The organism is Novosphingobium aeonii, from assembly GCF_052279045.1.
Taxonomy (GTDB): Bacteria; Pseudomonadota; Alphaproteobacteria; order Sphingomonadales; family Sphingomonadaceae; genus Novosphingobium.
In genome coordinates this window covers 2400897-2415895 of the sequence record NZ_CP176832.1, presented here as the reverse complement: position 1 = coordinate 2415895, position 14999 = coordinate 2400897, and the positions used below count along the sequence as shown (strand labels likewise).

Annotated in this window: 13 protein-coding genes; 4 read left to right on the top strand and 9 right to left on the bottom strand. The window is 63.8% G+C overall.

The window, feature by feature from the left end; translation table 11 throughout:
* Positions 1-10 precede the first annotated feature (10 nt).
* The gene (locus tag ACLIMP_RS11715) at positions 11-2224 is read left to right on the top strand and encodes a ComEC/Rec2 family competence protein (RefSeq protein ID WP_443477863.1); all 2214 of its coding nucleotides are present in this window, start codon (positions 11-13) and stop codon (positions 2222-2224) included.
* Between the two features lie 55 nt (positions 2225-2279).
* Here ACLIMP_RS11715 and lexA read toward each other — a convergent pair whose 3' ends face one another.
* From lexA to ACLIMP_RS11670, 9 genes are all read right to left on the bottom strand, one after another.
* Complete coding sequence (lexA, locus tag ACLIMP_RS11710; RefSeq protein ID WP_132469009.1) at positions 2280-2975, bottom strand: transcriptional repressor LexA; 696 nt, start codon at positions 2973-2975, stop codon at positions 2280-2282.
* Positions 2976-3072: 97 nt separating this feature from the next.
* Entirely contained in the window at positions 3073-4284 is a 1212-nt protein-coding gene (locus tag ACLIMP_RS11705; RefSeq protein WP_324695406.1) for a molybdopterin molybdotransferase MoeA, read from the bottom strand.
* Positions 4281-4760 (bottom strand): cyclic pyranopterin monophosphate synthase MoaC, encoded by a 480-nt coding sequence (gene moaC, locus ACLIMP_RS11700; protein ID WP_324695404.1) that lies wholly within the window; start codon positions 4758-4760, stop codon positions 4281-4283. Before moaC ends, ACLIMP_RS11705 begins: the two co-directional genes overlap by 4 nt.
* A gap of 62 nt (positions 4761-4822) precedes the next feature.
* Positions 4823-5611 carry an indole-3-glycerol phosphate synthase TrpC gene (gene trpC / locus ACLIMP_RS11695; protein ID WP_324695402.1) on the bottom strand — a complete coding sequence of 263 codons (789 nt, stop codon included), beginning with the start codon at positions 5609-5611 and terminating at the stop codon, positions 4823-4825.
* A gap of 22 nt (positions 5612-5633) precedes the next feature.
* Complete coding sequence (gene trpD, locus ACLIMP_RS11690) at positions 5634-6635, bottom strand: anthranilate phosphoribosyltransferase (protein ID WP_185997332.1); 1002 nt, start codon at positions 6633-6635, stop codon at positions 5634-5636.
* Positions 6632-7228, bottom strand: coding sequence for an anthranilate synthase component II (locus ACLIMP_RS11685; RefSeq protein WP_054437615.1), 597 nt, complete (start codon positions 7226-7228; stop codon positions 6632-6634). Before ACLIMP_RS11685 ends, trpD begins: the two co-directional genes overlap by 4 nt.
* Complete coding sequence (locus tag ACLIMP_RS11680; protein ID WP_324695399.1) at positions 7225-8001, bottom strand: phosphodiester glycosidase family protein; 777 nt, start codon at positions 7999-8001, stop codon at positions 7225-7227. The genes ACLIMP_RS11685 and ACLIMP_RS11680 overlap by 4 nt, the downstream gene beginning before the upstream one ends.
* Entirely contained in the window at positions 8001-9512 is a 1512-nt protein-coding gene (gene trpE / locus ACLIMP_RS11675; protein WP_054437606.1) for an anthranilate synthase component I, read from the bottom strand. The genes ACLIMP_RS11680 and trpE overlap by 1 nt, the downstream gene beginning before the upstream one ends.
* A gap of 23 nt (positions 9513-9535) precedes the next feature.
* Positions 9536-11503 carry a peptidylprolyl isomerase gene (locus tag ACLIMP_RS11670; RefSeq protein ID WP_324695395.1) on the bottom strand — a complete coding sequence of 656 codons (1968 nt, stop codon included), beginning with the start codon at positions 11501-11503 and terminating at the stop codon, positions 9536-9538.
* A 323-nt stretch (positions 11504-11826) separates the two neighbouring features.
* Between ACLIMP_RS11670 and tpiA the strand changes: the two genes are divergently transcribed.
* From tpiA to pyrG, 3 genes are all read left to right on the top strand, one after another.
* Positions 11827-12585, top strand: a complete 759-nt coding sequence (gene tpiA / locus ACLIMP_RS11665) for a triose-phosphate isomerase (RefSeq protein ID WP_054437602.1) — start codon at positions 11827-11829, stop codon at positions 12583-12585.
* A 155-nt stretch (positions 12586-12740) separates the two neighbouring features.
* A complete protein-coding gene (gene secG, locus ACLIMP_RS11660; protein ID WP_185997336.1) occupies positions 12741-13160 on the top strand; it encodes a preprotein translocase subunit SecG in 420 nt (139 codons plus the stop codon).
* Between the two features lie 142 nt (positions 13161-13302).
* Positions 13303-14931 carry a CTP synthase gene (pyrG, locus tag ACLIMP_RS11655; RefSeq protein WP_132469010.1) on the top strand — a complete coding sequence of 543 codons (1629 nt, stop codon included), beginning with the start codon at positions 13303-13305 and terminating at the stop codon, positions 14929-14931.
* Positions 14932-14999 lie beyond the last annotated feature (68 nt).

Sequence of the window (14999 nt, the reverse complement as noted above, 5' to 3'; positions counted from 1 at the left end):
TATGCGCGCCATGGCCAGCCAAGCCGCCACGTCACTTGATTCAGAGCATCCGGATCTTGCCGGAACCGCTGCATTGCAGCATCGCCCATGGATCAGCCAGAGCCACTTGTCGAGCAGTTTGGCCGGTGTCGAGTGTTTTCTTTCGAACTGCGGTTTCGCTAGAGGACCATGGCTCACCGTAGCCTTCGGAACCGGCATAACTGCGTGGTTTTTCCTGCCTACAGCCGAGGAGTGGGTCACCCTTTGCGTAGTATGCGTCGCAGTTGCTTTATTCGCACTGTACTGCCTTCAGGGTGCTACGCGGATTCCATATATCAGGCAGGCGATGATCGCTTGCTCGCTTCTCGTCATGGCGGGATGTCTCGTTGTCTGGGCGCGCTCGGAAACGGTTGGTCAGCCGGCGATCGCAAGGCCGCTGTTCGGAACATTCACGGCCCGCGTTCTCGCGATCGAGGAGCAGCCGGCGCTGAAGCGGGACAGACTGATTCTGGCACTGCGGGAGCCGGGGACCGGCAGGCCGATCAAGTTTCGCGTGAACTTGCCCGCATCGGCGCGGTCTCCGGCACTTTCAACCGGCGCTATCATCCGATTCCGCGGGAGATTGATGCCTCCGGCACCTCCGATGCTGCCTGGCGCCTACGATTTCGCCAGGGCGGCTTGGTTCGCCGGGATATCCGCAACCGGCGCCGTGCTTTCCCCTGTGGAGGTGCTTTCCCCCGGAGCGGGTGACGACTGGCTTGGCGAGCAGCGAATGCGGCTGTCCCGTCATATCGCTGCAAGCCTTGAAGGATCCGCCGGCGGGATCGCCTCGGCGCTCGTCACAGGGGACATGGGCGGGATCGGCAAGGCAGAGGCCCAGGCGATGCGCGATGCCGGACTTGCGCATCTGCTCTCGATCAGCGGCCTGCATGTCAGCGCAGTTGTCGGTGCGGTCTATATCCTCGCGCTGCGCCTGCTGGCGTTATCTCCCGCGCTGGCGTTGCGGGTGCGATTGCCTGTCCTTGCGTCGGCTAGCGGGGCATTGGCGGGCGTTGGTTACACTTTGCTGAGCGGATCGCAGGTGCCGACCATACGCTCCTGCGTGAGCGCGCTACTGGTACTTGCCGCATTGGCGATGGGGCGTGAGGCGCTGTCGATGCGATTGCTTGCGGCGGCCGCCTTCATCGTCCTTCTGATCTGGCCCGAATCGATTGTGGGCGCTAGCTTCCAGATGAGCTTTGCCGCCGTTGTCGTGCTGATCGCGTTAGGCAATGCGGTGCCCATCCGGCATTGGTTCTCGGCCCGTGACGAAGCATTGCCTTTCAAGGCGCTGCGCAGCCTATCCCTGATCCTCGTCACGGGCGTAGCCATCGAACTCGCGCTGATGCCGATCGGACTTTATCATTTTCACCGCGCCGGACTCTATGGATCGATCGCCAATGTGGTTGCCATCCCGCTCACGACCTTTCTTGTCATGCCCCTGGTCGGCGCGGCGCTGCTTTTCGATATCGTTGGGGCCGGATCGCCGGTCTGGTGGCTTGCTGGAGTAGCCATCGATCTGCTGATCGGTCTGGCACGGTTCATCGCCTCGCGGCCCGGTGCGGTGAGCATGGCGCCGACGATGGGCGGATGGCAGTTTCTACTTTTCGTGACTGGAGGACTTTGGCTGGGGCTTTGGCACGGAAAAGCCAGGCTCTGGGGTCTGCTTCCAGTCGCCAGCGGCTTTATCGGCCTGCTCCTGCTGACCCCGCCGGACATCGTCGTTTCGGGAGATGGCCGCCAAGTTGCTTTGATTGACGGTCCGGGGAGGCGCCTTGTCATGCTGCGCGACAGCTCGAGCGATTACGTTTTGGACAATCTGATGGAAGTAGCGGGAGTTCAGTCAAAACCCGTCTTGATTGCAGACTGGCCGGGCGTGCGATGCAACCCGGATTTCTGTGCGTTGATGCTGGAACGTGGCGGGAAGGCGCGCCACATACTGATCGCCAGGGGCCGGGATATCGTGCCGGAAGACACTTTGGCTCGGGCCTGCCAGCGCGCCTATCTCGTAATTGCGGGCCGACGTCTGCCGCGAAGTTGTCAGCCAATCTGGCTGAAGGCGGATCGCAACATGCTGAGCAAGACGGGCGGCGTGGCGATCGACCTGAAGCGCCGCACGGTACATTCAGTGGCAGATGCGCAAGGTGATCATGGGTGGTGGCGTTCGCCGCCGCTTTCTTATGGCGTCATCGCCAAGGCCCGGTAATAACGCGGCGGCGAGACGGCGGAACAACCGGACATCGTCTCACGCTTGAGCCGCATCAGTGATAGCGGCGTAGCAGTCCGGCCAGTTTGCCCTGAACCTCGACTTCGTCAGGCCCATAAATCTGCGGTTCGTAAGCGGCATTGGCAGGGTCAAGGCGCACCATTCCGGCTTCGCGGCGCAGATACTTGAGCGTGGCTTCAGCCCCTCGCACGAGAGCGACGACAATTTCACCGTCGCGAGCGGTATTGGTGCGCTTCACCAAGGCGAAATCGCCGTCGAGGATGCCCGCGTCTATCATCGAATCACCCGAAACCTCGAGCGCATAGTGTTCGCCCGAACCAAGCAGCGCTGCGGGAACCGGGAGCATGGACTGTCCTTCGAAGGCCTCGATCGGCACGCCGGCGGCGATGCGGCCGTGGAGTGGGATTTCGATGACATCGTTCGCGGGGGCAGGTGCGATCTGGGGTGCGCGGACAGGCGCTGCAGTATCGTTGCTGTTCGCCGCCGGAGTCGATCTTGCAGGTTTGGACGTTGCATCCTCAGGCTGGCGCAGGACTTCGAGAGCGCGAGCGCGATTGGGGAGGCGGCGAATGAAACCCCGTTCCTCCAAGGCGGAAATCAGGCGGTGAACGCCGGACTTGGACTTGAGGTCCAGCGCTTCCTTCATTTCCTCGAAGCTGGGCGAGATGCCGCTTTCCTCAAGCCGGACCTGAATGAACCGGAGCAATTCGTGCTGCTTGCGCGTCAACATCTGCGTTGCCTCTTCGTTCTGCGGCCCATGGCCCTGTCTCGTCCGGCGATTTGCCTGCGAACAATGAGGGAACAATTATGCAACGAATCCGGTATCGTCAAGCAATACCGCCATTTTGGAGCAAGAACACTTCAACAACATCTCCTGCATTCGCGGCCGGCGCGCCAATGGGGCGATCGATCAGTACATTGCTTGCCGCGAGCGATGCCAGAGCGCCGCTGTCCTGAAGCGGGTTCGCGCAGACCGTCTCGCCGTTCCAGTAACCGCGCAAAAACTCCCGGCGGTTGCCCGCAGCGGGCAGGGGGGCCGAAAGCCGGGTTGCAACCGGCTGTGGGATTGGCCGTGAAGCCCCCAACAGGGCCCGCAGGACAGGCAGGAGAAACTGATAGGCTGTCACAAGGCTGGATACCGGATTCCCCGGTAATCCGATGATAATTTGCGGCCCGGTAGCGCGCTGGCGGGTCGCCACGAGCAGGGGCTTGCCCGGCTTGATGGCCACGCGCCAGAAGTCCAGCTGTGCGCCCCATGCTTCGAGGGCCGGGCGGACAAGATCGTGATCGCCGACCGAGGCACCCCCGCTGGTCACGATGACGTCAGAATCGCTCGCCTGTTCGAAGGCGGCGATGAGGTCATCGAGCTTGTCGGCCACGGGGCCTATCCGGTTCGCATCCACCGGAAGAGAGCGGGCCATGGCAACCAGCATGACGCCGTTGCTGGCAGGAACTTGATGGTTGGCGCAGAACTCAGGGTCGGTCGAGAGTTCGTCGCCGCTATCTATGACGGTTACCCGCGGAATCCGTCGGACGGGCAGGTGGCGATGGCCGGCGGCAATGCCGAGCGCGGCTTGCGCCGGGCCGATCAAAGTACCGGCGGCGAGAAGTTCGCGGCCTTCCACAAAGTCCATGCCGCAGCGCCGGATATGGCGGTGGCTAGGTTCGGGTGCCTCTCCCGTCAGGGTGATCTGTTGCCCCTCGCGAGCGAGGTCTTCCTGAAGGATAACGGCTTGGGCGCCCTCAGGCAGCATCGCACCGGTCGAAATCCTTACTGCTTCGCCCGCGCCGACTGACGCTTCGTAAGGATGGCCGGCCGCGCTCTCGCCAATAACGCGCCAAGGCCCCGACAGGTCGGCGGTTACGGCATATCCATCCATTGCCGAGAGATCAGCCGGAGGCTGACTGCGATGAGCGCGCAAGGGTTCCGCTAGAAAGCGTCCGAGCGCGCCGTCGATATCGACCCGCTCGATGGGGAGAGGCTCGACAAGTGCAAGAAGACGGGACTGCGCTTCCTCGAGGGAAAGGTGCGGCTTCACAGCGCTTCAGCTCGCCAGTGGCCCGATTTTCCACCTGTCTTCTCGATCAGGCGAATGTCGCCGATGATCATGCCCTTATCAAGCGCTTTCGCCATGTCGTAGATTGTTACGAGTGCGACGGAAACCGCTGTAATCGCTTCCATTTCAACGCCAGTCTTGCCGCTTAGACTTACCGTTGCCTTGGCGGATATGGCTTGTGCGTCAAACGTGAAATCGAGGTTTACGGCATCAAGCAACAGCGGGTGGCACATCGGGATAAGGTCACCGGTCTTCTTAGCGGCCATGATGCCGGCGATACGGGCAGTGCCCAGGACATCTCCCTTGGGGGCATTGCCGGCCTGGATCGCTTCGAGCGCATCCTGCGTCATCACGATGCGGCCGGAGGCCACCGCGACACGCCGTGTCTCATTCTTGGAGCCGACGTCGACCATGCGTGCGGTCCCTTCGGTATCGATGTGCGTCAGGCTCTTGCTCATCGCCTCACCTCTCCATGGATCTGCGTGCTTACGCTAATCTCGAAACGGTCTGAAGTCGCGGATCAGCCGAAAAGCAGTGCTTTGGTCGCAGCTTCCACGTCAGCTTCGCGCATCAGGCTTTCGCCGACCAGGAACGTCCGCGCACCGCAACCTGACAGACGGATCAGATCGGAATGGGCGTTGATCCCGCTTTCACTGACGAGCAGGGTCCCTCCGGGTGCGAGGGGGGCCAGACGTTCGGTAATGGCGATATCCGTGACGAAGTGCTTGAGATCGCGATTGTTGACCCCGATCAGGCGCGATTTCAACCGGCTTGCACGCTCCATTTCAGATTCGTTGTGAACTTCGACGAGGCAATCCATGCCCCGTTCGTGAGCAGCTGCTTCGAGTTCAGCCATCAGGACGTCGTCGAGAGCGGCAACGATGATGAGGATGGCGTCCGCGCCGATCGCGCGGGCCTCTGCGACCTGCCAGGGATCGACCATGAAGTCCTTGCGGATGACCGGCAATGCGCATGCAGCGCGAGCATCCTCCAGATAGTCCTCGTGGCCTTGGAAATAGGGAGCGTCGGTGAGGACCGAAAGGCAAGCCGCGCCGCCGCGCTCATAGGCGACAGCATGTTCTGCCGGGCGAAAATCAGGCCGGATCAGTCCCTTGGACGGCGAAGCTTTCTTGATTTCCGCAATCAGGGCAAAGCCATCCTGGGCCTTGCGGCGCAGCGCAGCCTCGAAACCGCGCGGAGCGGACTGGCCCACGGCGCGAGCGTCGAGGTCGTTCACGGTGGCGAAGCCCTTGCGGGTTTCGACTTCCACGCGCTTGGTGTCGCAGATTTCGGTAAGCTTGTCGGACATGGTTTCCTCGGGACCGTCTGGGTCAGGACTTGAGCGCTGAAATCCAGCAGTTGAGCAGGGCATTGGCGAGGCCCTTGTCGATGGCTTCCGCCGCTTCCTCGACGCCTTCCTGCCAGGTTTCGACTTCACCGGCGACGATCAGTGCGCCGGCGGCGTTCAGCAGCACGGCATCGCGATAAGCGCCGGTTTCACCCAGCAAAAGGCGGCGCAGGGCATCGGCGTTGTGAGCGGCGTCGCCGCCGCGGATGGCGCCGACCGGCGATATCGGCAGGCCGACATCTTCCGGCGATATCCGGCGCATTGAGAGTTCGCCATGCCTGATCTCGGCCACTTCGTTGCCGCCGGCGAGGCTGAGTTCGTCGAGCCCTTCATCCCCGGATATGACGAACGAGTGCTCACTGCCGAGGTGCATCAGCGCTTCGGCATAGATCGGCACATAGGCAGGGCGGGCAATGCCGACGAGCTGGCGCTTGACGTTCGCGGGGTTGGCGAGCGGGCCCATGAGGTTGAAAATCGTGCGGCGGCCGATCGCCTTGCGGATGGGCATGATGCGGCCCATCGCGGGGTGGTGGCGCGCGGCGAACAGGAAGCAGATGCCAAGGTCGCCGAGCGTTTCTTCCGCGGTTTCGGCAGCCCGGTCCAGGTTGAGGCCCAGCGCTTCGAGGGTATCGGCCGCGCCGGCCTTGGAACTGGCCGCACGGTTGCCGTGCTTGGCGACCGGGACGCCGCAGGCTGCTACCACCAGCGAGACCGCTGTGGAGACGTTGAGAGTATGGTGCCCGTCGCCGCCGGTGCCGCAAACGTCGATAGCGTTGCCGGGCGCTGCGATGGGGATCATCCGTGCCCGCATCGCGCGAGCAGCGCCGGCGATCTCGCCGGCGGTTTCGCCGCGGTCGGTCAGGGCAATGAGGAAGCGAACGATGGCTTCGTCATCGACCTTGCCATCGAGGATAGCACCGAAAGCCTCTTCGGCTTCGGCTTCCTCGATAGGGTGCAGCGGATCGGGAAGGCTTGCCACAGTCATGCGGCGAGGCGGGCCGGAAGCTTCGGGTCGAGGCCGCAGAGCTTGAGATAGTTTGCCAGCATCGCGTGGCCGTGTTCGGTCGCGATGCTTTCCGGGTGGAACTGCACGCCGTGGATCGGCAGCGTGGCATGGCGGAAGCCCATGACGTGGCCATCGTCCGAACGGGCATTGACCTTGAGCGCCTGCGGAATGTCCTCGACAATGAGCGAATGATAGCGCGTCGCGGTGAAGGGCGAGGGGATGCCCTGGAAGACGCCGGTATCGTCATGGGTGACAGGGGAAGTCTTGCCGTGCATCAGGCCGCCGCGCACGACCTTGCCGCCAAAGTACTGACCGATCGACTGATGGCCAAGGCAGACACCGAGAAGCGGCTTGCCGGCGTCGGCAGCGGCGCCCACGAGATCGAGGCTGATACCCGCCTCGTTCGGCGTGCAGGGGCCGGGCGAGAGAAGGAAACCCTGCGCGCCGCTGTCTATGGCCTGCGCGGCGGTCAGGGCGTCGTTGCGCACCACTTCCACTTCGGCGCCGAGTTCCATCACGTAATGGACCAGGTTCCAGGTAAAGCTGTCGTAATTGTCGATGACGAGGATCATGTACTGCCTTTCGTCGCTTTCTCGACGACGATCAAGGGGCCCAGCGGAGGCCCGCCGTCCACGCGCCCGTGCTCCGGGTCCCAGAGCGAGGATACACTGCCGTCGAGGAACAGCGCATTGGGGCAATCGAGTTTGTCACGGAAGTAGCGTCCAAGCTTCCCGAAGGAAACCGGCTCGTCCGAAATTACGAAATGGGCGCGGCCCTTGCGGTCCACGCCCACGGCATTGCGCAGTTTCCTGGATCGGCCGTCCGCGTCGATCTTTGGATGAAGCTTGCCGCCGATCACCAGCATGGGGCCGGACTGGGTGCCGAAATCCGGGCGGTTGACGATGTTCCTGGCGAAATCGTTCGTGGCTCGCACGGCCCAGTGGCCATCCGCATCGCCATAGAACACGCCGTTGGGCTGGAGGTGGAAATTGCCCCAACCCTCGTTCGTGTTCAGTTTGTGCAGTCTTACGCCGTCCTCGACATAGTAGCCGATCGGCTGTCCCTTCTCGTCGAACATGCCGCCGTTCATCGCGAAGGCGACGGCGTGGTTCTTGCCGGGCCGATCCACCGCCAATTGCGAGAGGCTGCGGTAAGGGGCGCCGCCCTTCGGGCCGAGCACCATCTGGATGGTGTGCCGCGCGGGATCGGCGGTGCAATGCGTAAAGGAGGCGCCTTCGAAGGTGGCGCCTTCACATGGAGGCGGGGGCGGCGCGGCGGCCTCCTGCCGCGCATCGCCCGACGAGCAGGCAGCGAGAAGCAATACGGCCGCGGCGGCGGCGCGCATCACTGGCCGAAACCCGGCTCCCCGGCGACGCGCACGGCTTCGCGGGCGGCGGCGAACAGCGCGCCGGACTTGGCCTCGCATTCGCGCTGTTCGTAGACGGGATCGCTGTCGGCAACGATACCGGCTCCCGCCTGCACGTGGAGCACGCCGTCCTTGAGGACACCGGTGCGCAGGACGATGCAGGAATCGACAGAACCGTCCGGCGCGAAATAGCCCACGCCGCCTGCGTAAGCTCCGCGCGTTTCCGGTTCGAGTTCCGCGATGATCTCGCAGGCGCGGACCTTGGGGGCACCGGAGACAGTGCCGGCCGGGAAGCCCGCGAAGACGGCGTCGATGGCATCGTGCCTTTCCGTGTCGAGCTGGCCGACCACGTTCGAGACAATGTGCATGACGTGGCTGTAGCGCTCGATCGTGTAGCTGTCGGTCACTTCAACGGAACCGGCGGCCGCCACGCGGCCCACGTCGTTGCGGCCGAGGTCGAGCAGCATGAGATGCTCGGCGCGTTCCTTGGGATCCGCGAGGAGGCTCACTTCGTTGGCCTTGTCCTCGGCAGCGCTCTTGCCGCGCGGGCGGGTGCCGGCGATCGGGCGGATCGTCACTTCGCCCTCGCGCACGCGCACGAGGATCTCAGGGCTCGATCCGATCAGCGCAAAGCCGGGCATGTCGAGAAAATAGAGGAATGGCGAAGGATTGATGCGGCGCAGCGAGCGGTAAAGCGCGAGGGGCGGCAGCGGGAAGTCGCAAGTGAAGCGCTGGGCCAACACCACCTGGAATATGTCGCCGGCCTCGATGTAGTTCTTTGCCCTGAGGACCATGGCTTCGTAGTCGGCAGCAGCCATGACCGGGGTCTGTACCGGCTCGGCGAGATCCGTAGCGGTGGGCGCGGCGGGCACCGGCGCGGCCAGCTTGCGCAGGGCCTCGTCGATGCGTTCCGCTGCGAGTTCGACCAGACGCTCGGGCGCTCCTGCTTCCGGCCAGAGCGGCGCGACACAGAACAGTTCGTCGCTAAGGCGATCGAACACGAGGATCAGTGAGGGGCGCACGAACAACATGTCAGGCAAGGAAAGCGCGCTTTGCGGCGCGCGCGGCAGCTTCTCGACCAGGCCAATCGTCTCGTAGCCGAAATAGCCGACGAGGCAGGCAAGTGCCGGGGGAAGTTGCGGCGGCACGTCGAACCGGCAGCTTTCGACGAGCGCGCGCAGTTCCGCCAGGGCGTCGCCGGGAAGGGCGGTGAAGCTCTCCCGGTCGTGCTGCCAGTTGCGGTTGATCTCGCAGGCGTGGCCTTCGGCGCGGAACACCAGGTCGGGGTCAAGGCCGATCAGGCTGTAGCGCCCGCGCGTTTCGCCGCCCTCGACGGATTCCAGCACGAAATCCCCGCGCCCTTCCTCGAAGAGCTTCAGCGCGGCGGCGACCGGGGTCTCGGTGTCGGCGACAAGCTTGCGCCAGAGCAGCGCAGGCTTGCCTTCAGAGAGCTGCGCCAATGCTGCAAGGCGATCCGATTCGCGTTCCATAACCCCGGTCATCATCTCAGTTGTTACTCGGCGCTGCCGGCGCCATCGAGTTGGCGGCGAACGGCTGCGATAGCCTTGTCGTGCTTGGTGACGCCCACTTCCTTGCGGATCGCCTTGCCGAGGGCGTCGGTATAGGCCTGGCCGAGCTGGCCGCCCAGCTCACGCTGGGTGCCTTCGACGAGGACCGGCGAATCGACCTTGCCTGGCACGACCTCCTTGAGGACGACGACGAACCAGCCGCGATCCTGTCCGGCTGCCTGCACCTTCACGGTGCCCTTGGCCATGTGGAACATCAGCGACACCGGCGGCGGTACCTGACGGCCCGAACGCAGTGCGGCGGTGAGCGTGGCGCGCGACATGGAGACCTGTTCGACAGGTGGTACCTTGGCGCCGCTGGCGGCAATGGCCTGTTCCAGCGTCTTGCCCTGACGCATTGCTGCCTGAACCTTGAGCGCAGCGGCCTTGGCTGCGGCCGAGCCCTTGTCCAGCGCCCAGGCGGCCTTCACGTCGTTGGTGATTTCCTTGATCGGAGCAGGCGCCGACGGCGTGATCTGGGTCACGTCGTAGACGATGTAGTTCTTGCCGCCGAACTGGGTCGCATCCTTGCCGACCTGCGATGCCTGCGGCTTTTCCTGATCCATGCCGAACGCGGTGGCGAGAACGGGCTGGAGCTGCGCAGGCGCGGTTTCCCCGGCCTTGCCGTAGACCTGTCCGTTGGCGGTGATCGGCGCGGTGGTTTCGACGGTGGCGCCGACCGACTTGGCGACTTCGACGAGGCTGGCGCCATTCGCGAACTCGTCCTCGATCTTGGCGAGCAGGTCGGTGAAGGCGGTGCGCTTCTTTTCCTCGGTCAGCTTCGCGACGATTTCGTCCGAGACAGCGGCGAGGGGGCGCTCAGGCTTCTTCTGTTCTTCCTCCACGCGGATCAGGTGCCAACCGAGCGCGCTCTTCTGCGGTGAGGTCAGCTTGCCTGTCGGGGTCGCGAAGACGGCGTCTGCGACGGCCGGAGAGAACTGGCTGGCAAGCTGCTGCTTGCTGAAGAATTCAAGCTTCGCAGCCGAAAGGCCCTTTTCCTGCGCGGCCGCTTCGAGGGTCTTGCCCCCGGCGACTTCGCTGGCGACCGCCTTGGCGGCAGCTTCGGTAGGCACGATCAACTGCGTGATCTTGCGGTTGTCCTGCGGGGCATAAAGAGCCTTGTCGGTCTCGTAGCGCTTGGCGATTTCCGCTGCGGTGGGTGCGGCCAGGTTGCCAACCGCGTCCTCGCCGAAGGCTGCGTAACGGATCACGCGGCGTTCGGGACGGATGAAGGCGTTTGTGTGAGCCTTGTAGAATGCCTGGAGTTCCGCGTCGGTCGGGGCCTTCTCGGGGAAGAACGCCTGCGAGGGCAGCGCCACGACCGAACCCGAGCGGTTCTCGTCAAGGAGGGAAGCGTAGCGCTTGGCGGCGAAGCTCGACATCGTGGTGCCGAACTGCGCGGGCAGCATGAGCTGCTGCGCGATCAGGCCCTGCGCAATATCCTCGCGCAGCGACTTCTCGGACAGTCCCTGCTGAGCGAGAAGCTGGCGGAACGTGGCTTGGTCGAACTTGCCGTCGACGCCCTGGAAGGCGGGGATACGGGCGATTTCGCTGTCGATCAGGCGATCACCGGCGACCACGCCGACTTTCTTGCCGAAAAACGCCGTGGCGGTACGGTCGATCAGTTCGTCGAGAACCTGCTCGAGACCACCCTGCGCGATGAGCGCCTTCATGGTCATCGTCGGGTCCTGCCCTTGCACGCGGGTCAGCGCGGATTTGGCGGCAAGTGCGAGCTCGCCTTCTTCTACGTCGTCCTTGCCGACTGTGGCCACGGAAGCACCGGACACCAGGCCCGCGGAATCGCGTTGGCCGGTGATATCGCCGCCGACGAAAGCCAGGGTAATGAGCACCAGGACCAGCAGCGCGATGCCGGCACCTATCTTGGACTTCAGGAAGTTACGGAAGAAAGAGAGCATGGACCGTGCCGATCAGCGAGATTTGGGTTCAACCGGAGCACGACGGCCGAGCGTGATGACGGCCTTCGTACGAAAACGGGGCTGGCTTTAGGGGGGCTTGTGACATCCTGCAATGGCAAGGTTCTATCCGATGTCCTTGCTGATGGGCGCGACTCGCGAAGAATGGCGGCGGGCGGCAAGTTTTGCCTGAACGGTAGATCCACGGATTTTGACAAGAAGGCCCTGCGTGCCCTAGCAGCGCCACGAAAGCGCGGCCTGCGATTCCCGTCCTCTGCGGTATGTCAGAAGGTCGATGCGCCCCGAAATCAAGGTTTCTTAATAACATGGCTGGTCTGCCCTACATCGTCGGTAACTGGAAAATGAACGGCACGCGCGCGATGCTTAACGAGGCGCGCGCGATCGACCGGGCTGCCGCACGCTTCCCGAAGGTGCAGGTGGCGGTCGCGCCGCCGGCGACGTTGCTCTACCGCATCCGCGATGCGGTCGAACTGATCGGCGTTGGCGGGCAGGACTGCCGTGCGGAAGACAGCGGCGCCTTCACGGGCGACATTTCCGCGCCCATGCTCAAGGATGCGGGCGCGGATTTCACCATCGTCGGACATTCCGAGCGCCGTACTCTCCACGGCGAGAGCGACGGCGACGTCAAGGCCAAGGCGGAGGCCGCGCTGTCGGCGGGCCTCGCGGTGATTCTCTGCGTCGGTGAAACCGAAGCGCAACGCGATGCGGGCGACGCCGAAGCCGTGGTCGCCGCGCAGCTCGAAGGTTCGTGCCCGCGCACGGACGGCGCCCCTGAGAAGCTTTCGGTCGCCTATGAGCCGGTATGGGCCATCGGCACGGGCCGCGTGCCCTCGATCGAGGACGTGGCCGCGATGCACCAGGCCATTCGTGACAAGCTCAAGGCCATTTACGGCGAGGGCGGTGCGGATGTGCGCATTCTCTATGGCGGTTCGGTCAAGGCGGACAACGCGAATGAACTGCTGTCCGTGCCGGAAGTGGGCGGAGCATTGGTGGGCGGTGCAAGCCTGACCGCGGAAAGTTTCCTCGCCATCGTTGGCGCTGCAGCTTCGCTGGGCAACGACTGACGACGGAAACGGGGCGAGAATGCCCCGAAAGTCGGCCGGGCAGCGGGCACTGTGCAGCTGCTTCGGGTGATGACTTGCGCAGAGACGGACTAGCGCCTATCTGCGCGACTTGAGATGCGGGCCTTGGCCCCCGAGAACACTGAGAAAAACGCACGATGTTTCTTTTCCTGACCGTGGTCCAGGCGATTGTCGCCCTCCTTCTCGTCGGCGTCATCCTGATGCAGAAGTCGGAAGGCGGCGGTCTCGGCGTGGGCGGCAGCCCCTCGGGCATCATGTCCGCACGCGGCGCGGCCAACTTCCTTACCCGCGCCACTGGAATTCTTGCTGCGGTTTTCGTGATTCTCTCGATCGTGCTTGCGGCGCTTGCGGTGAACGAAACCACGGGCCGCGATATCGATACTTCCCTTCAGCGCGAGACGGCTCCGGCCGCGCCCGCGCAGCCGGCCGACCCGCTCGCCGGCCCGGCGGCTCCCGCCGCGGCTCCGGCGGATGGCGCGAGCCCGGCTCCGGCCGGTGCTGCTCCTGCGGGCACGACTCCGGCCAATGATCCGCTTTCGGGTGCTGCCGGCCGGTAATCCGGCAGGGCACACTACGGCGCATCATCGTAACAGGAATGCCGTCTGGCTCTGGCAGGCGGCATTTCATTCGTTTTGAACTGTGGATTCAGGCACAGCGCTCTTGCGCTCGTGCCCCCATGCAATTTAAGGGCCGACTCCCATGGCGCGGCATATTTTTATCACCGGCGGCGTGGTCTCCTCGCTCGGCAAAGGTCTCATGGCGGCGAGCCTCGCGGCTCTCCTGCAGGCACGCGGTTACCGCGTCCGCATCCGCAAGTTCGATCCCTATCTGAACGTCGATCCGGGTACGATGAGCCCGTATCAGCACGGCGAAGTCTACGTCACTGACGACGGCGCCGAGACGGACCTCGATCTCGGCCATTACGAACGCTATACCGGCGTATCGGCGCGCCAGGCTGACAACATCACCTCTGGCCGTATCTACCAGGACATCATCGCCAAGGAGCGCCGCGGCGACTATCTGGGCGCCACCGTACAGGTGATCCCGCACGTCACTGACGCGATCAAGGACTTCGCGATGACGGAGACCGAGGATCTCGACTTCGTCCTGTGCGAAATCGGCGGCACCGTGGGCGATATCGAAGGACTGCCTTTCGTCGAGGCTCTGCGCCAGATGCGCAATGAACTCGGCCGTGAACAGACCTGTTTCGTGCACGTCACCCTGGTGCCCTACATCGCGGCAGCCGGCGAGTTGAAGACCAAGCCTACCCAGCACTCCGTGCGCGAGCTGACCGGCCTCGGCATCCAGCCCGATATCCTGCTGTGCCGCTGCGACCGGGAACTGCCGGAGAGCGAGCGCCGCAAGATCGCGCTGTTCTGCAACGTGCGTCCGCAGGCGGTCATTCCCGCGCTTGACGCGCCGAACATCTACGCAGTGCCGCTGCAGTATCATCACGAGGGCCTTGACGCGGAAGTGCTTCATCACTTCGGCATGGCTTCCGAAGCCCCTGATCTTTCGCGCTGGAACGACATTACCGATCGCTTCGAATATCCCGAAGGTGAAGTCACCATCGGTGTCGTGGGCAAGTATGTCGGCCTTCAGGATGCCTACAAGTCGCTGAACGAGGCACTCGTTCATGGCGGCATGGCCAACCGGGTCAAGGTCAACGTCAACTGGATCGATGCCGAGATCTTCGAGAAGGAAGATTCCGAGATCGCCGCTGCCCTTGAGCCGATGCACGGCATTCTCGTGCCAGGCGGCTTTGGCGAACGCGGGACGGAGGGCAAGATCGCCTCGGTGCGCTTCGCGCGCGAGCGTGAAGTTCCCTTCTTCGGAATTTGCCTCGGCATGCAGATGGCCTGTATCGAAGGCGCCCGCTCTGCTGGTGTCGAAAAGGCCAACTCGACCGAATTCGGCCCCACCGAGGAGCCCGTTGTCGGCATCATCACCGAGTGGATGGGCAAGGACGGCCTGGAAAAGCGCGCCGAAGGCGGCGATCTGGGCGGGACGATGCGTCTCGGAGCCTACAAGGCCGAGCTTTCGCCCAACAGCCACGTTGCCTCGATCTACAATGCGACCGAGATTTCGGAACGCCATCGTCACCGTTACGAGGTGAACGCTTCATACCGCGAAACGCTTGAAGGTAATGGACTGATCTTCTCCGGCATGTCGCCTGACGGTTTGCTGCCCGAGATCGTCGAGCGTCCGGATCATCCGTTCTTCGTGGGCGTGCAGTTCCACCCGGAGTACAAGTCGCGGCCGTTCGAACCGCATCCGCTTTTCGCGGGATTCATCGCGGCAGCCTTGCGGCAGGCGCGACTGGTCTGAGCCGGTAGCGGCCGAATTATGAAGAGGGGCGGGCTCGCAAGAGCCCGCCCCTCTTCGATTCCGGATGT